Origin of the sequence: Kitasatospora sp. NPDC094028, from assembly GCF_049543595.1 — a bacterium.
Lineage (GTDB): Bacteria > Actinomycetota > Actinomycetes > Streptomycetales > Streptomycetaceae > Kitasatospora.
On the sequence record NZ_JBMVFA010000015.1, the window covers coordinates 140,871 to 159,693 of the forward strand.

Annotated in this window: 19 protein-coding genes; 10 read left to right on the forward strand and 9 right to left on the reverse strand. The window is 73.6% G+C overall.

Going from position 1 to position 18,823, the window contains the following annotated elements:
• Nucleotides 1–172: 172 nt before the first annotated feature.
• Both ACPC54_RS22825 and ACPC54_RS22830 read right to left on the reverse strand, forming a co-directional pair.
• Nucleotides 173–1,078 (reverse strand): alpha/beta fold hydrolase, encoded by a 906-nt coding sequence (locus ACPC54_RS22825; RefSeq protein WP_498967172.1) that lies wholly within the window; start codon nucleotides 1,076–1,078, stop codon nucleotides 173–175.
• A 110-nt stretch (nucleotides 1,079–1,188) separates the two neighbouring features.
• Nucleotides 1,189–2,175 carry a quinone oxidoreductase family protein gene (locus ACPC54_RS22830; RefSeq protein ID WP_498967173.1) on the reverse strand — a complete coding sequence of 329 codons (987 nt, stop codon included), beginning with the start codon at nucleotides 2,173–2,175 and terminating at the stop codon, nucleotides 1,189–1,191.
• A 111-nt stretch (nucleotides 2,176–2,286) separates the two neighbouring features.
• Here ACPC54_RS22830 and ACPC54_RS22835 point away from each other — a divergent pair, with 111 nt between their 5' ends.
• The gene (locus ACPC54_RS22835) at nucleotides 2,287–2,646 is read left to right on the forward strand and encodes an ArsR/SmtB family transcription factor (RefSeq protein WP_498967174.1); all 360 of its coding nucleotides are present in this window, start codon (nucleotides 2,287–2,289) and stop codon (nucleotides 2,644–2,646) included.
• 335 nt (nucleotides 2,647–2,981) lie between these two features.
• On the opposite strand, the gene ACPC54_RS22840 is transcribed toward ACPC54_RS22835, so the two are convergent.
• A complete protein-coding gene (locus tag ACPC54_RS22840) occupies nucleotides 2,982–3,749 on the reverse strand; it encodes a CDP-alcohol phosphatidyltransferase family protein (protein ID WP_498967176.1) in 768 nt (255 codons plus the stop codon).
• A gap of 301 nt (nucleotides 3,750–4,050) precedes the next feature.
• On the opposite strand from ACPC54_RS22840, the gene ACPC54_RS22845 reads away from it, so the two are divergent.
• Both ACPC54_RS22845 and ACPC54_RS22850 read left to right on the forward strand, forming a co-directional pair.
• Complete coding sequence (locus ACPC54_RS22845) at nucleotides 4,051–4,614, forward strand: NUDIX hydrolase (protein ID WP_498967178.1); 564 nt, start codon at nucleotides 4,051–4,053, stop codon at nucleotides 4,612–4,614.
• 58 nt (nucleotides 4,615–4,672) lie between these two features.
• Nucleotides 4,673–5,362, forward strand: a complete 690-nt coding sequence (locus ACPC54_RS22850; protein ID WP_498967180.1) for an HAD family hydrolase — start codon at nucleotides 4,673–4,675, stop codon at nucleotides 5,360–5,362.
• A gap of 40 nt (nucleotides 5,363–5,402) precedes the next feature.
• On the opposite strand, the gene ACPC54_RS22855 is transcribed toward ACPC54_RS22850, so the two are convergent.
• Together ACPC54_RS22855 and ACPC54_RS22860 are read right to left on the reverse strand one after the other, a co-directional pair.
• The gene (locus ACPC54_RS22855; protein WP_498967182.1) at nucleotides 5,403–6,095 is read right to left on the reverse strand and encodes a YidC/Oxa1 family membrane protein insertase; all 693 of its coding nucleotides are present in this window, start codon (nucleotides 6,093–6,095) and stop codon (nucleotides 5,403–5,405) included.
• An 81-nt stretch (nucleotides 6,096–6,176) separates the two neighbouring features.
• Complete coding sequence (locus tag ACPC54_RS22860; RefSeq protein ID WP_498967184.1) at nucleotides 6,177–6,470, reverse strand: DUF6412 domain-containing protein; 294 nt, start codon at nucleotides 6,468–6,470, stop codon at nucleotides 6,177–6,179.
• A gap of 180 nt (nucleotides 6,471–6,650) precedes the next feature.
• Here ACPC54_RS22860 and ACPC54_RS22865 point away from each other — a divergent pair, with 180 nt between their 5' ends.
• Together ACPC54_RS22865 and ACPC54_RS22870 are read left to right on the forward strand one after the other, a co-directional pair.
• A complete protein-coding gene (locus tag ACPC54_RS22865; protein ID WP_498967186.1) occupies nucleotides 6,651–6,935 on the forward strand; it encodes a type II toxin-antitoxin system Phd/YefM family antitoxin in 285 nt (94 codons plus the stop codon).
• Nucleotides 6,928–7,350, forward strand: a complete 423-nt coding sequence (locus ACPC54_RS22870; protein ID WP_360350217.1) for a type II toxin-antitoxin system VapC family toxin — start codon at nucleotides 6,928–6,930, stop codon at nucleotides 7,348–7,350. The genes ACPC54_RS22865 and ACPC54_RS22870 overlap by 8 nt, the downstream gene beginning before the upstream one ends.
• 18 nt (nucleotides 7,351–7,368) lie before the next feature.
• Here the strand turns inward: ACPC54_RS22870 and ACPC54_RS22875 are convergent, their stop codons facing one another.
• Nucleotides 7,369–7,974, reverse strand: coding sequence for a hypothetical protein (locus tag ACPC54_RS22875; RefSeq protein ID WP_498967188.1), 606 nt, complete (start codon nucleotides 7,972–7,974; stop codon nucleotides 7,369–7,371).
• A 51-nt stretch (nucleotides 7,975–8,025) separates the two neighbouring features.
• Nucleotides 8,026–9,099: a Gfo/Idh/MocA family oxidoreductase gene (locus tag ACPC54_RS22880; RefSeq protein ID WP_498967190.1), complete on the reverse strand. Its 1,074-nt coding sequence runs from the start codon at nucleotides 9,097–9,099 to the stop codon at nucleotides 8,026–8,028.
• A gap of 201 nt (nucleotides 9,100–9,300) precedes the next feature.
• Here ACPC54_RS22880 and ACPC54_RS22885 point away from each other — a divergent pair, with 201 nt between their 5' ends.
• The 5 genes from ACPC54_RS22885 (at nucleotide 9,301) to ACPC54_RS22905 (ending at nucleotide 14,412) form a co-directional block, all read left to right on the forward strand.
• Nucleotides 9,301–10,122, forward strand: a complete 822-nt coding sequence (locus ACPC54_RS22885; RefSeq protein ID WP_498967192.1) for a lipase family protein — start codon at nucleotides 9,301–9,303, stop codon at nucleotides 10,120–10,122.
• A gap of 202 nt (nucleotides 10,123–10,324) precedes the next feature.
• The gene (locus tag ACPC54_RS22890) at nucleotides 10,325–11,104 is read left to right on the forward strand and encodes an HAD-IIA family hydrolase (protein WP_498967194.1); all 780 of its coding nucleotides are present in this window, start codon (nucleotides 10,325–10,327) and stop codon (nucleotides 11,102–11,104) included.
• A gap of 84 nt (nucleotides 11,105–11,188) precedes the next feature.
• Nucleotides 11,189–12,421, forward strand: a complete 1,233-nt coding sequence (locus ACPC54_RS22895; RefSeq protein ID WP_498967196.1) for a low temperature requirement protein A — start codon at nucleotides 11,189–11,191, stop codon at nucleotides 12,419–12,421.
• Between the two features lie 117 nt (nucleotides 12,422–12,538).
• Nucleotides 12,539–13,216 (forward strand): uracil-DNA glycosylase, encoded by a 678-nt coding sequence (locus ACPC54_RS22900; protein ID WP_498967249.1) that lies wholly within the window; start codon nucleotides 12,539–12,541, stop codon nucleotides 13,214–13,216.
• A 212-nt stretch (nucleotides 13,217–13,428) separates the two neighbouring features.
• The gene (locus ACPC54_RS22905; protein WP_498967198.1) at nucleotides 13,429–14,412 is read left to right on the forward strand and encodes a glycoside hydrolase family 6 protein; all 984 of its coding nucleotides are present in this window, start codon (nucleotides 13,429–13,431) and stop codon (nucleotides 14,410–14,412) included.
• 12 nt (nucleotides 14,413–14,424) lie between these two features.
• On the opposite strand, the gene glxA is transcribed toward ACPC54_RS22905, so the two are convergent.
• Complete coding sequence (gene glxA / locus ACPC54_RS22910) at nucleotides 14,425–16,365, reverse strand: radical copper oxidase GlxA (RefSeq protein WP_498967200.1); 1,941 nt, start codon at nucleotides 16,363–16,365, stop codon at nucleotides 14,425–14,427.
• A gap of 55 nt (nucleotides 16,366–16,420) precedes the next feature.
• Nucleotides 16,421–18,493 (reverse strand): glycosyltransferase family 2 protein, encoded by a 2,073-nt coding sequence (locus tag ACPC54_RS22915; RefSeq protein ID WP_498967202.1) that lies wholly within the window; start codon nucleotides 18,491–18,493, stop codon nucleotides 16,421–16,423.
• Nucleotides 18,494–18,823 lie beyond the last annotated feature (330 nt).

Sequence of the window (18,823 nt, forward strand, 5' to 3'; positions counted from 1 at the left end):
CGGGGGGGCCCGCCCCACCCCCCCCCCCCCCCCCCCCCCCCCCCCCCCCCCCCCCCCCCCCCCCCCCCCCCCCCCCCGGGGGCGGGGGGCCCCCCCCCCCCCCCCCCCCCCCCCGCGGCACCGTTTGCCGGCTCGGCCCGCAGATCGGAATTCGGCCCGATATTCCACCCTGCTAGGCGATGTGCTCCCGAATGATCTCGCCGATCTGCCGGGGAAGGCCGGGCGAGAACAATGCGTGCCCCATTCCCGGAATCGGCCGGAACCGGGAACGCGGGATCTCCCCGGCGAGGGCACGGCCGTGCGGGAGCGGGCGCAGCGGGTCCTCGGTGCCGTGCAGGACGAGGGTCGGGGCCTCGATCGAGGACAGTGGGACCAGACGGTCCTCGGTCATGGCGCGTCCGGCCAGGTCGTGGTTGAGGGCCGCGGTGGGGTCGCCGGTCAGGTCGAAGGAGGCCGCCACGAAGCGGCGGGCGGCGGGCTCGTCGAACGGGAGGGCGTCGCCGTGGAGCACCCGCCAGGTCTCCACGTTCGCCGCGACGTACTCGTCCCGGGTGCCCTGGGGGCGGGCGGCCCGCTGGGCGAGGTGCGTCAGGAAGCGGGCCGAGGGCGGCGGCAGGTCGCCGGGGTCGGGGGCCTGCCCCGCCAGGGCGCGGGCCCAGGCCGGGCCGGGGTTGTGGCCCATCGGGCCGGTCATCATCGCGGTCAGGGTCAGCACGCGTTCGGGGCGGTGCACGGCCAGCCACTGGCCGATGGCACCGCCCAGGGACGCCCCGACGACGTGCGCCGCGGCCACGCCGTGGCCGTCGAGCACCGCCGTCGCGTCGGTGGCCAGGTCCGCCAGCGTGTACGGGCGGGCGGCGAAGTCCACGCACGAGGACCGGCCGGTGTCGCGGTGGTCGTAGCGGATGACCTGGCGGCCGCCGGCGGCCAGGGCGTCCACCAGCTCGTCCGGCCAGCCGATGCCCGGCGCGGCCGTGCCCATCACCAGCAGGACCGCCGGGGCGTCCGGGGCGCCGAACCGTTCGGTCCGCAGCCGCAATTCACCGGACCCGACGAATAACTCGGTGTGTGAAGTCATGGCCGCCAACATAGCGAACGGGAAATCAATTATCCATTCGCGCGCGAATATGACTTTCCATTGTTTTCGTGATAAAATAAAGGCTGTCTGGGGGAGTGGGATCGCTCCGCTCAGCCGGCCACGCGCACCACGTACTTGCCCAGCGCCCGCCGCTCCTGCATGGCGTCGTGCGCGGCCGGGACGGCCTCCAGCCCGGCGAGTTCGGTGACCGCCAGGCCGAGCCCGCCGCCTGCGAGCAGGTCGAGGACCCGGCGGATCGCCCGGCCCAGCCGCGCGGGGTCGCCGGCGGCCATGGCGCGGTGGCTGAAGCCGGTGACGGTGAGGTTCTGGGCCATCAGGCGGCCGAGCGGGGGCAGGGCGTCGAGGGCGCCGCCGCCCGCGTTGCCGAACAGGACGATCCGGCCGCCGTGCACGGCGAGGTCGAGGTCCAGGTCCAGCGCCTCGGTGCCGAGTGGGTCGAGCACGAGGTCGACACCCCGCCCGCCGGTCGCCTCCCGGACGGCGTCGAGCAGGCCGGCGTCCCGGGCGAAGGCGTGGTCGTAACCGGCGTCGACGGCCGCGGCGGCCTTCTCGGGCCGGCCCACCGTGCCGATCAGCCGGCCGCCGCCGAGCAGCGGGACGAGCTGGGCGATCGCGTTCCCGATCCCGCCGCCGGCCGAGTGCACCAGCACGGTGTCCCCGGCGGTGAACCGGCCGGCGTCGCCGAGCAGCAGCATCGCGGTGGCCAGGCCGAGCGGGACGGCGGCGGCCTCGCGCAGCGGCACGCCGTCCGGAACGGGCACGGTGAGTGCGGCCGGGGCGAGCGCGACCTCGGCCAGTCCGCCGCCGGCCGGTGCGGCCACCACCCGGTCGCCGACCGTCAGACCGGTGACGCCCTCGCCGAGTTCCCGGACGGTGCCGGCCACTTCCTTGCCCGGCAGGTGCGGCCACGCGGCGGTGTAGCCGCCGTCGCCCCGGCGGGCCATCACGTCGACGAAGTTGAGTCCGGCGTGGGCGACGTCGATCGCGACCTCGCCGGGGCCGGGGCGCGGCGCGTCGATCTCCCGGACCTGCGAGTTCTCGCTCCCGCCGGCCGCCGTCATCACCAGTGCACGCATGGCGAAACCCCCTCCGTTACGATGTTCTACGAACATCGAATTTGGTGTTGCGACAGTGGTACCACTCCTTTTCGGTGATTGTCGAACATCGCAGATCAGGGAGGTCGTCAGATGCCCCGAAGCACCCGCCGCCGACCGGCGCTCGCGCACCCCGAGCCCGAGCAGATCGATCTCTTCGACGTCCTGCACGCGCTCTCCGACCCCACCCGGATGACCATCGTCAGCGTGCTGCGCGCCGAACCGGAACGCGTCTGCGGCACCTTCCCGGTGAACGTCGCGCCCTCCACGCTCAGCCACCACTTCAAGGTGCTGCGCGAGGCCGGCCTGATCCGCCAGCGGGAGGAGGGCAACCGCCGGTTCAGCGCTCTGCGCATCGTCGACCTGGAGCAGCGCTTCCCCGGCCTGCTCGACAGCGTCCTCGCCGCCCACGCCCGCCCGGTGGATGCGGCGGGCGCGGACGACGAGGGCTGAACGGTCGGTCAGCGCATCGGGGGCGGGGTCGGGCCGGGCGCGGAAAGCCGACGACCCCGGCCGCACGGGGGTGGCGGCCGAGGTCATCGGTCAAGGGGGAGCGGGCTGGCGCCCGGCTCCCGGTCCGGTGGTCGAGGGGCCTCGACGGTGACGGCGGCGCACTGGCCCGCTGTCATGTCCTCAGCCTCCCACCGGAACCGGTGCCGCCGCCTCCGACCTGCGACGGGCTTCGCGCCGCCGCCTCCCCCCGGTGGGGGAGGACCGGCTCCACCCGGAAGACGGGCTGCTCAGCGCCGCCATGGGGTATACGAAGGGTTCGGCGCGGGCGGCGGGCCTCAGCGCAGCCGCGAGGAGGACAGGATCGACGCCAGGTGCGCCACCACCATCCCCCAGGTGATCACCGTGATCCCGGCGAGCGTCCACCGCGTCGCGTCCAGGTTGTGCAGGCCCGCGTCCACCACGGCCGCCGCCAGCAGGACGAGGGAGGCCTCGATGCCGTTCGTCACCCGGTGGATCTTGAAGATCGAGGCGAGCCGGCGGGCCGTCGCGATGCCCTGCGAGCGCGGCTGGGTCGACTCCTCGTCCGCCGGCGCCTGCCCGCTGCGGGCCCGGGCCACGTCCACCAGGTCCGTCGAGGCCTTCAGCAGCACCACGCCGAGCGCGGCCGCCAGGCCCGCCGACACCCACAGGTCCGAGCCGCCGCGGGCCGCCCGGACGCCGGCGCCGATCATCAGCGCGGCGTCCGCCAGGTAGGCGCCGAGCCGGTCCACGTACACCCCGGCCATGCTGAACTGGCGCTTCCAGCGCGCCACTTCGCCGTCCACGCAGTCGAACAGCAGGAACAGCTGGAACAGCACGGCGGCCAGCACCGCGCCGGTCAGGCCGGGGATCAACAGTGCCGCGCCGCCGCCGACCCCGCACACCACCATCACCCAGGTGAGCGTGTTCGGCGACACCGAGGTGCGCACCAACTGCCGGGTGGTGCGCAGCGAGAGGGCCCGCATGTACAGCCGGCCCGCCCAGTGCTCACCGTTGCGGCTCTGCAGCTTGGCCTGCGGCTGGCACACCTCGCGCAGTTCGGCGAGCGCCGGAGCAGCCACCATGACGAATTCCCTCCACCTGTCCCGAAACGATCACCACGAAGGCTAAGGCCTGCGGGAGGGTGCTCCGACCAGCTCTCAGACCAGCCCGCCGGCCAGCTCTCAGGCCAGCCCTCCGACCAGTCCTCCGGCCGGCCCGCCGGACCGACCGGCGGGCCCCGAAAACCGGTGGGCCGCCGAAGGCCCCCGGGCTAGGCTGCCCGGGTTCGCCGGAACCGGAGCCCCCGGGCCCGATCACCCGCTCCCGCAAGCCGGTTGAGGCGGTCCGACGCGGCCGCGGGGCGGATGACGAGGAGCACACACCATGGTGACCACGGGCGCCCCGCAGAGCCCCGAACTGGCCCGACTCCTGGACGGCCACCGGCCGCAGGGCCCGGCCGAGACCGCCGACCACGCCCGGGTCCGCCCGCGGGCCGACGCCCCGGACGCCTGGGAGCGCGCCACCCCGCTGCACTTCACCGCCTCGGCGCTGATCGTCCACCCGCCGACCCGCCGGGTCCTGCTGCGCTGGCACGCCCGCCAGCAGGCCTGGCTGCAGGTCGGCGGCCACGGCGACCCGGGGGAGACCGGCCCGCTGGACATCGCCCTGCGCGAGGGCCGCGAGGAGACCGGCCTCGCCGACCTCGCCCCCTGGCCCGACGCGGCGCTCGTCCACCTGGTCGTGGTGCCCGTCCCCGCCTCGCCCGTCGAGCCCGCCCACGAGCACGCCGACCTGCGCTTCCTGCTGGCCACCGACACCCCGGACGACGCCCGCCCGGAGAACCCGGCCGCGCCGCTGGCATGGCTGACCATCGAGGAGGCCAAGGAGCGGACCACCGAGGAGAACCTGCGGGAGACCCTGGACCGCGCCGCCCGCCTGCTCGCCTGACGCCCCCGCCCGTTCGCCCGCTGCCCCCGCCCGCCGTCCAGACGGAGAGAACCCCCCGATGCACACCGACCAGATCCTCATCTTCGACGCCGACGACACCCTCTGGGAGAACAACGTCCTCTTCGAGCGGGTCACCGAAGGCTTCCTGGACTGGGTCGCCGCCCCGGCCGAGCGGGACGGCGCCCTCGCCCTCCTCAACGAGATCGAGGCCGCCAACACCCCCGTCCTCGGCTACGGCGCCGGTGCCTTCCGGCAGAGCCTCGCCGACTGCCTCGGCCGACTGCGCGGCGACCGCACCCCCACCGCCGCCGAGCTGGCCCGGATCGACGACCTGCTCGCCCCGCTCACCAGGCGCGACGGGATCGAGCTGATCCCCGGCGTCGCCGACACCCTCGCCGAACTCGCCGGCCGCCACCACCTGCTGCTGCTCACCAAGGGCGACCGGCGGGAGCAGCTGGCGAAGGTGGCGGTCTCCGCCATCGACCACCACTTCCGCGGCATCCACGTGGTGGCCGAGAAGTCGACCGACACCTACCACCGGTTCACCGCCGACCTCGGCCTCGACCCCGCCCGCAGCTGGATGATCGGCAACTCGCCGAAGTCCGACATCGCCCCCGCCCGCCGGGCCGGCCTGCGCACGGTCTTCATCCCGCACGAGCACACCTGGGTGCTGGAGCACCAGGAGCTGGGCCCGGACGAGGCGACGCTGCAGCTCACGGCCTTCCCGGAGCTGCTGCGCCACTTCTGAGCCGCACCGCCGCGTCGTACCGCCGAGTCGTCCCGCCGAGCTACATCGCGAGCGCGGCGACCGGGGCCTGGCTCGTCCCCCGGTACAGCCAGGCCCGCTCGGCGGCCGACCAGACGCTCGTCGTCAGCAGGTAGAGCGCCGCGGCCACCGGCACCAGCAGCGCGAAGAACACCGACCCGAACGACAGGTACGGCAGCAGCGCCGCCCCCGGCTGCGGGGTGGTCTGCGCCGCCGCCGCGCGCCGGGCCCGGCGGTAGTTGACGTACCCCACCGCCGCCAGCCCGGCGTACAGCACCGCGAACACCGCGACCTGCCCGGCGCCGTGCGCGTTCCCGGCGTGCAGGCCGAGCGGGACGCCGAACAGGGTGTGGTCCAGCAGGTCGTTCGGGGTGGTGAACAGCCGGTACATCACCGAGAAGAACGGGATCTGGATCAGCACCGGCAGGCACCCGGCGACCGGCGAGACCTGCTCCTTCCGGTACAGCTCCGCCATCGCCTCCCGCAGCTTCTCCGGCTGGTTCTTGTGCTTCTTGTTCAGCTCGGCGACCTTCGGCGCGAGCTTCGAGCGGGCCTTCTCCCCGCGCGCCGCCGCCCGCGCCAGCGGGTGCAGCGACAGGCGGACGACGAGGACGAACAGGACGATCGCGAGTGCGGTCGGCAGGACGTGGGCGAGAGCGGCGACCGCGGCGTGGGCGACGGTGACGGCCGGGTCGAGAACGGCGAGAACGGACATGGTGGAGCGAGCCCTCCGGGGTCTCAGGACATGAGTGGTCGACGGAGGACGGCCGCGCGGAACGCGTGCGAACGTGCGGGGTTACGCGGCCGCCGGGGCCGCACCCGGTGCCCTGGGACGTCGCCTGCCCCGGGCGTCCGGATCACGCTGCGGAAGGAACGCGGTACGGAAGGCCCGGCGCCGCAGCACTCCGCTGCGCACCACGGCGGGCGCCCGCGCGCCCAGCAGCCGGGCACCGGCCAGTGTCCCGGCGACCGCCCCGGCCACCAGGGCCAGGGCCGCCACGGTGGCGACGGACGTCAGCACGCCGCCCTCGGTCACCAGCTCCCCGGTCAGCACCCGGAGCAGCCCGAGCAGCATCGCGACGACGCCCACAGCGCATTCCCCCTCGGTGTTGTCCCGGTTCCGATGTCCACGCGTCCAGCAGGACGATCGTACGGCCCCCCGAGTTCCCGCCCTCCCCGGGGCGTCGTACCGGCTGTCGTAACCGGCTGTCGTAACCGGTTGTCGCGCGGGGTGTAGCCGCCGGTGCTACGCGGGGCTACCGTGGAGGACATGAAGACCATTACCCAGCGGGAGTTCCGGAACAACTCCGCCGCCGTGATGGACGCGGTGGAGGCCGGGGAGACCTTCCACATCACCCGGAACGGGGTCGAGGTCGCCGAGCTGCGGCCGGTCACCGGGCGGCGCCGGCTCACGGCCGAGGAGCTGGTGGCCCGGCACGTGAAGCTGCCCAAGGTGGACTACCAGCAGATGCGCAAGGAGGCCGAGGAGTACTTCGGCCCCGAGGAACTGGTCGGCGACGAGGGCGACGACCCGTTCGAGCGCCGGCGTGGCTGAGCGCCGCCGCGCCCCCCGCCGCCGGCCGGCCGGGGTGCTGGACACCTGCGTCTACATCGACCTCGCGCTGCTCAACCCGGCCGACCTGCCGGCCGTGCCCGAGCTGACCGCGATCACCTTCGCCGAGCTGCAGCAGGGCGTGTCGATGGCCCGCGACCCGGCCAGCCGCGCCGCCCGGCTGGAGGTGCTGGGCGCCGCGATGGCCGACTTCGACCCGCTGCCCTTCGACGCGGCCGCCGCCGCCCGCTACGGGACGCTGGTGACGCTCACCATCGCCGCCGGACGGCAGCCGAGGCCGCGCCGGATCGACCTGATGATCGCCGCCGTCGCCTCCGCGCACGGGCTGCCGCTCTACACCCGCAACGTGGCGGACTTCCGCGGGCTGGGCTCGGCGGTGGAGGTCATCGGGATCTGACCCGGCCCGGGGCGGCGCTCAGCGGGACCGGAGGGCGACGGCTCCGTCCCGCTCGATCCGGTCGGCCAGGGCGGCCGCGTACCGGAGGGCATCCGACCGGCGCCGGGTGCGCAGCAGGACGGTGTTCCCGCCGCCCTTGGCCCGCTCGCTCCCCGCCTTGGCGGCGACGGCCCAGCGTGGGCGGCCGAGCAGGGCGAGGAGCAGCCAGCGGACCCCGAAGTTCAGGCCCACCAGGAGGGCGATGGGGATCAGCAGCAGGACCCCTTCGCCGCCGGCGTTGCCGCTGAGGTGGCGCATGGGGTCGTAGGCGTGCAGCGGCCTGGCGGTGGCCCGGAGCCGGCCGAGCCACACGACGGCGATCCGGACCGGTTCCCCGTCCGGCCCGGTCGTGTCGACGTGGCCGATGGAGCCGGTCCGCCTGCCCCCGCTCCAGGACTCCCGCTCCCTGGCGGTGTTCTCGATCCGCTGCCGCTCGCGCAGCTCGGCCTCCCCTGCGGCCGCGCGCTGCGCGAACTCGGCGTTCCAGACCTTCTCGCGCTGCTTCTGCGCGGCCGCCCACTCCCGCTCGCGCTGCCGCCGCTCGTCCGCGTCGGCCGGGGCCCGCCACCCTCGCTGATCAGCCATCCGATCAGCTTAGAAGATCAACGGGAGGCAGGTCTGCCCCCCGACCCGGCATCAGCCCACCCTGACCGTCGTCCCCGTGGCGGCCGAGCTGCGGGCGGCCTCCAGCACCGCGAGGACGGCCACCGCGTCGTACGGGTCGACCGGCGGCGGGGTGCCCGGGGTGGCCAGGGCTGCGGCGACGCCCGCGTAGAAGGCGGGGTAGTCGCCCGGGTCGGTGGGCAGCGAGATCGCCGACTCGTCGGTGCCCAGGGTGCCGTACCGCTCGGGCCGGTCCGCGCCCCACGGGCGGCCGCCGTCCGGGCGCAGGCCCGCCCGCAGGTCGGCCTCCTGCGGGTCCATGCCGGTCTTGACGTACCCGGCGGTGTCGCCGAGCACCCGCAGCCGGGGGCCGATCAGCGGGGCGACGGCGCTGGTCCACAGGTGCGAGCGGGTGCCGGAGGCGTGGGTCAGGGCGAGGAAGGCGTCGTCGTCCACCACCGCGCCGTCGCGCCGCACGTCGATCTCCGCGTACACCGTGTCGACCGGGCCGAACAGCGTGAGCGCCTGGTCGACCAGGTGGCTGCCCAGGTCGTACAGCGTGCCGCCGGCCTCGGCCGGATCGGCCAGCTCTCGCCAGCCCGGCTTCGGCTTGGGCCGGAACCGCTCGAACCGGGACTCGAAGCGGTGCACCCGGCCCAGCGCGCCGCCGCGCACCAGCCGGCTCGCGGTGAGGAAGTCCCCGTCCCAGCGCCGGTTCTGGAACACGGACAGCAGGACGCCCCGGGCCTCGGCGAGCCGGCACAGCTCCAGCGCCTCGGCCGCCGTGCCGGCCAGCGGCTTGTCCACCACGGTGGCCAGCCCGGCCCGCAGCGCGGCGCGGGCGAGCGGGGCGTGGGTGCGGTTCGGGGTGGCGACGACCACCAGGTCCAGCGCGTCCGGATCGGCCAGCAACTGCTCCGGCGTGTCCACGGCCCGCGCTCCCGGATGCTCCCGCGCCAGCCGTTCCCGGCGCTCGGCGTTCGCGGTGACCACGGCCGCCAGCCGCAGCCCCGGGGTGGTGGCGATCAGCGGGGCGTGGAACGCGGAGCCGGCCAGGCCGTACCCGACCAGGCCGACCCGGATCGGGCCAGGGTTCTCGGAACTCATGCCGCCCACTCAACCACGCCCCGCCCGATCGCTCCCGGTATCACCCCGTGCGGGCCGATGGGGGCGGTTCCCGTTCGGGCGAAGCCGGAGCGCTCCCACGGCGACAAGCGGGCGAGGGCCCGATACGAAGGTGGGGGAACAAGTTCGAGGCCGAACCGACACCTCGTCGGCCTCCCCCGGCCTCCGGAAAGGACCTCCCCCATGGCCGTGCCCACCACCTTCGACCACCACGCCACCGGCTACAGCCTCGCGCACGCGTACTGCCTCGCCCTCGCCTCCGACCTGGCGTACAAGGACGACGCCGTCATCGACCGGCAGGCCGCCGACTGGGGCTACACCGCGACCCGCCACCACGAGACGCGCTTCACCCCGCCGTTCCCGCTGGAGGACACCCAGGCCTACACGATGGCGAGCGACCGGATGATCGTGGTCGCCTTCCGCGGCACCGAGCCCAGGGAGATCCGCGACTGGCTCTCCGACGCCACCACCCCGCCCTGGCCGGGCCCGGCCGGCACCGGATACGTCCACTACGGCTTCGCCCAGGCCCTCGAATCGATCTTCCCGGACGTCCGGAAGGCGATCGCCGAACTGCGCACCGACGACCAGAGCGTGTGGCTCACCGGCCACAGCCTCGGCGGCGCCCTCGCGATGCTCGCCGCCGCCCGGCTGGAGCTGGAGGAGCCCGCCCTCCGGGCGGACGGCGTCTACACCTTCGGCCAGCCGCGGACCTGCGACCGCCTCCTGGCCGCCGCGTACAACAAGGGCCTGAAGGAACGCAGTTACCGCTTCGTCAACGCCAACGACATCGTGCCGCAGCTGCCGCCCGAGCCCGCCTTCACCCACGTCGCCGCCCTGCGGTACCTCGACACCGCCGGAAAGCTGCACGACAGCCTCCCGCTGATGGCCGGGCTCACCGAGCGCGCCAAGGGCCTGTCCGCCGCCGCGTTCGAGCCCACCGGCGAGGGCCTGCGCGACCACTTCATGGCCAACTACCTCGCGGCGCTGCGCAAGAACCTCGCCTGACACCGCCCGCGGCCGCGCCGCCCGGACCTCCCGGACACCCTCCCCGGAGGTCCGGGAGCCCGGGCCCTGTGGGCCGCACAGGCGGGCGACTACGCTGGTCGGCGTTGGGGCAGCCTGTGGCGCCCGGCCGGCCGAGGGTGTCCGGTCCGGAGCGATGTGCGAAATCGTTCAGAACCGTTGCAAGACCGAGGGAGACACCTACGTGGCAGAGCGCAAGCCCATCGAGTCGTGGCTGACCGACATGGACGGGGTCCTCATCCACGAGGGCACGCCGATCCCGGGGGCCGCCGAGTTCATCAGCAAGCTGCGGGAGTCCGGCAAGCCGTTCCTGGTGCTGACCAACAACTCCATCTACACCCAGCGCGACCTGCACGCCCGGCTCTCCCGGATGGGGCTCGACATCCCCGCCGAGAACATCTGGACGTCGGCGCTGGCCACCGCCAAGTTCCTCAGCACGCAGCGCCCGGGCGGTACCGCCTACGTGATCGGCGAGGCCGGCCTCACCACGGCCCTGCACGACGCCGGGTACGTGCTGACCGACAGCGAGCCCGATTTCGTCGTCCTCGGCGAGACCCGGACCTACTCCTTCGAGGCGCTCACCAAGGCGATCCGCCTGATCAACCAGGGCGCCCGGTTCATCTGCACCAACCCGGACGAGACCGGCCCCTCCACCGAGGGCGTGCTGCCGGCCACCGGCTCGGTCGCGGCGCTGATCACCAAGGCCACCGGCGTGGAGCCGTACTTCGTCGGCAAGCCGAACCCGCTGATGATGCGGGAGGCCCTGAACACCGCCGGCGCCCACTCGGAGACCGCGGTGATGATCGGCGACCGGATGGACACCGACATCGTGGCCGGCATGGAGGCCGGGATGGAGACCATCCTGGTGCTCACCGGCCTGACCGCCGCCGAGGACGTCGAGCGGTTCCCGTACCGGCCGACCCGGGTGGTCAAGTCGATCGCGGACCTGGTCGAGCTGGTCTAGCCTCTGCGGTGCTGTCGTGAGCCCCGTTCCGGCCGAGTGCCGGCGCGGGGCTCGTCTCGTACCTGCGGGGAGGGCCGGGCGGAGATGAGTGTCACCGGGGAAACGGTGGGGTCGGTGGGGCCGGGGGAGCAGGGGGAGCCGGCGGAGTCGGCGGGGGAGAAGCGGGTCACCTGGGCCGAGTTGTACTTCGACCTGGTCTTCGTCTTCGCCATCACCCAGGTCTCGGCCCTGCTGCACCACCACCACGACCTGACCGGCCTGGTCGAGGCGCTGGTGGTGTTCGTCCCGGTCTACTGGTGCTGGGTCGGCACCACCGTGCAGGCCAACATCCGGGACGTGGACAACCCGCGCGACCGCCTGGGCATCCTGCTGGTCGGCCTGGCCGGGCTGTTCATGGCGCTCGCCATCCCGGGCGCGTACGGCCGGCGCGGTCTGCTGCTCGGCGTCGCGTACTGGCTGGCCCGGGTGGTGCTGCTGCTCCTGGTGGCCCGCCTCCCGGGGGTCTGGCGCGGCCCGTACGGGGTGGCCGTGCTGATCAGCGGGCCGCTGCTGGTGGCGGGCGGGCTGCTGCCGGACGGGCCACGGCTGGCGCTGTGGTCGGTGGCCGCGCTGTGCGACCTGGCGGCGCCGCTGGTGTTCCGGCGGCGGCTCGCCGCGGTGTCCTACCACCCGGCGCACATGCCCGAGCGGTTCGCGCTGTTCCTGCTGGTGGCGCTCGGCGAGTCGGTCGTCGGGATCGGCGGCCCGGCCGCCGCCGCCCGGCTGGACGCGGCCGAACTCACCGCCGTCGCGGCCGCGTTCACCATCTCGGTGGGCCTGTGGTGGCAGTACTTCGTGCACGCGGCGGACGCGATGCGGCACGCCGTGGAGACCGCCGACTCGCGCCGGGACGTCGTCCGGCGGATCTTCCAGTACGGCCACCTGGCGCTGGCCGCCGGGGTGATCGGGGTGGCGGTCGGCTTCGAGGAGACGGTCGCCGACCCGTGGGCGGCGCTCGGCCCCGGCTCGGTGGCGCTGCTGTACGGCGGGTGCGGGCTGTACCTGCTGACCTTCGGCTACACCCGCTGGATGATGTTCCGCCGGGTCGCCGTCACCCGGCTCACCGCCGCGGCGGTAGTGCTGGCGCTGCTGCCGGCGATGGTGCGGCTGCCCGCGCTGGTGGTGCTGGTGACGCTGGCGGTGCTGCTGGTGGCCCTCAACGTGGTGGAGCACGTGGCGATCGCGCGGGCGGCCGCCGCCGCGAAGACCGGTGTCCGGGAGGCTCCGCCGGAGCCCGTGACCGCTCCGGCGGACCGGGCTGTCGGTGGGCCTGTGTAGCGTTCGGGGTGAAAGCGGGCGTGCGGCACAACAGCCGCGATGTGGGAGGTAGATGTCGTGACGGAGACGGTCGAGTCGGTCGGGGCGGGCGCGGTCGAGGCCGGCGCGGGCGGCGGGCTGGAGCTGCCCGAGTCCTGGCGCGCGGTGCTGGGCGCCGAGGCGGAGAAGCCGTACTTCGCGCAGCTGGCGGACTTCGTGGCGGCCGAGCGCGCGGAGCACCAGGTGTTCCCGCCGAGCGGCCAGGAGTTCGCCGCGCTGGAGGCCACGCCGTACGAGAAGGTCCGGGTGCTCGTCCTCGGCCAGGACCCGTACCACGACGACGGCCAGGCGCACGGCATGAGCTTCTCGGTGCTGCCCGGCACGAAGACGCCGCCCTCGCTGCGCAACATCTTCAAGGAGCTGGACGCCGACCTGGGCGTCCCGGCCCCGGACAACGGCTACCTGATGCACTGGGCCGAGCAGGGCGTGCTGCTGCTCAACGCGGTGCTCACGGTCCGCGCGCACGAGGCCAACTCGCACAAGGCGAAGGGCTGGGAGAAGTTCACCGACGCCGTGATCAAGGCGGTGAGCGCGCGCGAGGAGCCGGTGGTCTTCGTGCTGTGGGGCAACTACGCGAAGAAGAAGCTGCCGCTGATCGACACCGAGAAGCACGTGGTCGTGCAGGGCGCGCACCCGTCGCCGCTGTCCGCCAAGCTGTTCTTCGGCAGCCGCCCGTTCTCGCAGATCAACTCGGCGCTGGACGGCTTCGGCGGCGAGCCGATCGACTGGCGGGTGCCGGACCTCAAGCAGGGCTGAGCCCGCCCCCGGGGGGCACGGGTGGCCGCGAGCGGACGGAAGTCCACCCGCGGCCGCCCGGCGTTCACCGATGCGGGCCGTACGGCCACCCCGGGTGTGCTTAGCTGGTGCCGGCAGGCCCTGGGCTGGGTGGGGAAGGGCGGTACGTGCACGTGCGACGACGGGCAGGATCGTTTCGGTGGGCCGCTCCGGCCGCGGGACTCGCGCTGGCGGTGACCGGCTGCGGCGGCTCGGACGGCGGCGGCGCGAACGGCGGGCCGCCCCCGGCGGCCCCGCCCGCCACGACCACCGGCCCGGCAGCCGACGCCCTGCCCCAGCTCCCCGGCCAGGCCTTCTACGTGTCCGACCGCACCAACGCCGCCCAGCAGCTCACCGCGCTGCGCGGCCAGGGCCGGACGGCCGACGCCGACAGCCTGCTGAAGATCGCCGCCCAGCCCTCCGCGCAGTGGCTCGGCGAGCAGGGCGCCCGGGAGATCGCCGACCAGGTCAGCCGCCGGGCCACCGAGGCGGACCGCACCGCGGTCTTCGTCGCCTACAACATCCCGCACCGCGACTGCGGCCTCTACTCGGCCGGCGGCGCCGCCGACGCCGCCGCCTACCGCGCCTGGATCACCGGCGTCGCCGAGGCCCTCGCCGACCGCCGGGCCTGGGTGGTGCTGGAGCCGGACGCCGTCCCGCACACCCTGGACGGCTGCGGCGTCAAGGGCGACCAGGCCGCCGAGCGGTACGGCCTGCTGGCCTTCGCCGTCCAGGAGCTGAAGAAGCGCCCGAACGTCCGGGTCTACCTGGACGCGGGCAACCCCGGCTGGGCGCAGGACCCGGCCGAACTCGCCGGCGCCCTGCGCAAGTCGGGCATCGCCGCGGCGGACGGCTTCGCCGTCAACGTCGCCAACTTCTACGACACCGGCCGGAACGCGGCCTACGGCGACGGTCTCTCCACCGCCCTGGGCGGGAAGCACTTCGTCATCGACACCAGCCGCAACGGCAACGGCCCGCTGGGCGGCGACTCCTGGTGCAACCCGCCCGGGCGCGCGCTGGGCGAGCGGCCCACCGCCGACACCGGGCGGCCCGGGGTCGACGCCTACCTGTGGGTCAAGAACCCGGGGGAGTCGGACGGCGAGTGCGGCCGGGGCGAGCCCAGGGCGGGCGAGTTCTGGCTGCCGTACGCCCTGGGGCTGGCCCGGGCCGCCCGCTGATCCGACGTACGGTCAGGCCTTCACCTCGACCCAGCGCGCCACCGAGGGCGTGCCCTGGCCGTCCGTCAGGAACAGCATGTACCAGCCGGGCGGCAGCAGGTCGGGGTTGGCCGGCAGGGCGAGCGAGACCCCGTCCGCGGTCCGCCCGGTGATGTCCAGGGCCACCGAGCGCTGCTCGACGTCCGTCACGTGGGTGACCGAACTCGGCCGGATCAGCTTGGCGGTGGCCACCGCGTCCGGCCGCGCGGTGCCGACCCGGACGGTGCCGCCGAGCTTCGCCGCCGCGGGCGCGTCCGTCACCTGCGGGCGGTCGCCGTGGTACAGGTACGGCGGGGTGTAGATCTCGATCCGCTGCTCGAAGCCGCCCGGCTGGGTCTCGTCCTTGTCCGCGAACAGCGGGTTGGAGCCGAGCACGGCGACCCGCCCGTCCGGGAGCAGCACCGCCTCGGAGTGGTAGTTGCGGCCCACCGTGGGCTCGGCGGCCTTCTTGAAGGTGTTGGAATCCGGGTGGTACACCTGCGCCTTGAGCAGGTCGCTGTCGCCGCGGCCGCGGTAGCCGCTGGAGCCGCCGGTGGTGAACACGGTGTCGTCCGGGAGGATCACGCTGTTGAGGTAGCGGGTGCCGCCGGCCGGCAGGTCCGGGCCCGGGGTGAAGACGGGCTTGGCGGCCGAGAGGTCGGCGATGTCGGTGCGCGCGGTGGACAGCGGGGACTCGCCGACGCCGCCGCCGCCGAGCAGCATCACCTTCTGCGCCTGCGCGGGCGGCAGCAGCACCGAGGAGGAGGTCTCGGTCAGGTTCTGGTCGCGCAGGCCGGGGACGGGCTGGAAGCTGTTGTCCGCGAGGTTCCACAGGCCGGGCTGGCGGCCCTTGTCGGCGGGCCCGTAGCCCGCGTTGGAGCCGGAGTAGAAGAGCTTCCCGTTCGCCGTCAGGAAGATCGACGGGTAGGTCGGGAAGTAGCGGTCGGGGCCCTTCGCCCAGGTCCTGGTCTTCGGGTCGTAGATCTCGTTGTCGTTGCCGTTGAGGATCTCGCCGGTGTCGTCGAGGCCGGAGACGGTGACCACCCGGCCGTCGCCCAGCCCGGTGAGGGTCGGGTACCAGCGGGCGTGGGCCATGTCGGTGACCTGCTCGTACAGCTCGGTGTCCGGGTTGAACTCGAAGGCGGAGCGGATGCCCTGGTACTCCTGCTTGTCCAGGGTGATCCTGGCGCTCTGCCCGTACAGGTTGTGCGAGTCGACCCCGGCCAGGCCCTTGATCCGGTACTGGGCCGGCGCGCCGGAGACCCAGTCCTTGCCCTCGCCGAGGGCCTCGACGAAGACGTGCGTCTCGCCGGCGGTGACCTTGGTCTGCGCGCCGGCGCCGGCCTTGGTCGCGGCCGGGACGGTCACGTCCGCGGTGGAGGCGTACTCGCGGCCGTTCGGGGCGACGAAGACGGTGCCCTTGGGGAAGCTCCGGGCGCGCTCCGGGCTCTCGTTGCGCACGCGCATCACGCCGCCCGCCTTCTTCACGGCGCCGTCCAGCTTCTCGTACCGGGCGGTGCCGCCGGCGACCAGCACCCGGCCGTCCGGGAGGGACGTGTGGCCGCCGCAGAACATGTCTGCGGGGGTGGGTATCAGCTTGTACGTGTTCGCGGCCGGGTCCCACAGCAGGCTCTTGAAGGTGCCCGCGTTGAACTGCTTCTCGTCGTTGCCGGAGCCGGCCACGATGAGCACCTTGCCGGTGCGCAGCACGGTGGCGTGCACGGCGTTGACGCGGAACTGGGCGGGCAGGCCGAGGGTCTGCCAGTGGCCGTACTCCGCCTTGTAGCCGGGCTGGTTGATCACGTAGTCGTGGTACCGGTCGTTGGCGAAGCCGAGCACGGCCGGGGCGTTCATCCCGGCGACGGTCAGCGCGACGGTGCTGCCGAGGGCGAAGCGCTTGGTCCGGCCGGTCTTGTGGATCTTCTGGATCTTCACGGTGCAGAGGTCCCCTCAGGAGGCTGGCAGGGTGCCGGGCGTGGGGCGGGCCGGCTCAGTGGGGCCCGCGGCCGGCGCGGTCGGGCGCGACCAGGCGCAGCGGGACGGTCGGGCTGTCGAGCGGGCCGCCCTGGGCGGGCACGGTCGGCGGCGGCGCGGGGGCGGCGCCGCGGGCGTGGCGCGGGCGGCGCTTCTCCAGGACGACCTTCGGGGCCGCGGTGGCGCCGGTGACGGTGAGGGTGGCGGTGGGCCTGGTCCGGCGCCGCCGGACGGCGTCGGCGGCCAGCACCAGGATCGGCAGCAGGGTCAGGCCCAGCGCGATCGCGGCCCAGGTGCGCATCGCGACGTGGTCGTAGCCGGTGTGGAAGGACGCGGCGATGGCGCCGCCGAACACCAGCGTCCAGAACAGGTGGTAGCGGAAGGTGCCGAGCCGGTCGGCGCTGGCCGAGCGGCCCTTCGGGGTGACCACGAAGCGGCTGCGCCGGCGCACCAGCGCCTGGAGCAGTGAGGCGGCGTACACCGGGCCGCAGAGCGCCGACATCACCATGCCCGCGACCCCGGAGGAGCCGGCCGGCTCGTGCGGGCTCACGTTGTGCTTGCGGTTCCAGGTGTAGAGCAGCAGTTGGAGTGCGGCGGCGTCGCTGTAGAGCATCATCCAGATCTCCGAGGAGACGTGGACGCCGGAGGAGCCGAAGCCCAGGTAGAGCACGCTGGAGACGCCGCCGAGCAGCCAGGTGAGCGCCGCCATCGGGTAGAAGCCCACCATCAGCGTGTAGTTGAGCAGCCGGCCGGGCGACAGCCGCCACATGACCCGCCAGTACTGGGTGAGCAGGGTCTCGTAGGTGCCGCGGCTCCAGCGCAGTTGCTGGGAGAAGAAGTCGGTCCAGGAGGACGGGCCCTCGCCGACCGCGAGCACGTCCGGGGTGTACACGGACTTCCAGCGTTCCCCGGTCTCCGGGTTTCGGCGCCGGTGGAACTCCAGGCCGGTCGCCATGTCCTCGGTGATCGAGTCGGACAACCCGCCGATCGACTGGAGGGCGCGGATTCTGACGGCGTTGTTGGTGCCGACGAACATCGGCGCGCCGTAACGGTTTCCGGCGCGCTGGATGAGGGCGTGGAAGAGGTACTGCTGGCTCTCGGAGAATTTGGTCACGGCCGAGCCCGAGCTGCGGTAGTTCCCGTATACCTGCGGGCCGACCACGAATGCCACGTCGGGGTCGCGGAAGTAGCCGAGCATGCGTTCGCAGAAGTCCGGGAGCGGCACGTGGTCGGTGTCCACGGAGACCCAGAAGTCGTAGTCGTCGCCGTGCGCCTGGAGCCAGGCGTTGTAGTTGCCGTGCTTGGTCCCGGCGCGGAACCGGCCCTTCGGCCGGTTCCAGTGCGGCCGGCCGACGCGGCTGAAGTGGCGTACGCCCAGCTCGGTGCACAGGGACCGCATTGCAGGATCGTTTCCCTCGTCCAGCAGCCAGACGTCGTACGGGCCGTCGTGCCGGACGCCGCGCGCCGCGAGCAGCGTGGCCCGCACCATCTCCGGCGGTTCCTTGCCCGGGACGCAGGTGGTCAGGAAGGCGACCCGGGTGCCGGCCTCGGGCGTCACGGGTATCGGATCGCGGGCGACGAGGGTGGCGTGGGTGTTGGAGATGACGTTGACCAGCCGGAACACCTCGACCACGGCGATGATCCCGATCATCACCTTGTCGCCCAGCAGCACCAGGACGTTGGTCTCGTCGGCGCGTTCGGGCCAGTGCTCCGGCAGCAGCAGCCACACCAGCAGCACCGCCTCCAGCAGCGGGGCCGCCACCAGCAGCAGGGCGGCCCTGACGCGGTGCGGCTCGCGGCGCAGCAGGCTGCGGTACCGGACCCGGTACGGGGTGGCCGGGGCGGCCTTCGCGGCGGTGCCCGGGTCGGGCCGGTAGACGCCGCCGAGGTCGTCATGGTCGTCGCGGTCGCCGTGGCCGAACGGGCCGGCCGGGTCGTCCGGATCGGTAGCGGGGCCGGCGAGGCGGCTGAAGTGGACGTAGTCGTACGGGGCTTCGGGCGTGGGAACGGTGGCCAGGGTGTGGTCGAACCGTTCCCCGTCACTGCTCTCCCGGGCCGTTCCGACGTCCCCTCGTCGTGAGAACGGCATGGTCATATGGCTCCCCCCGGAGTGTTGCGACGTGCTTCTTCGTGCGGTTCCGCTCGGCCTTCGAGGGCCGTACCGAGTCCCCGCCGTGGCGCTGTTCCAGACAGAACGGCCCGGTGAACTGCACTCTCCAGTGCAGTTTCCGGGCGGTCCAGCACGTGAATCGTGCGGCGGGTTCAGTTATTCGTCTGTTCCTCGGCGCGTTCAACTCTGCGGGAACGCAAGGGAGATCGCAACCGATCCGAGGAATGATCACCACTTGGGCATGAACATACTATGGTTCCAGGCCAACTTGGCTCGCGAAGGTGGTAGCGGCACGAATTTCCGAAGGCC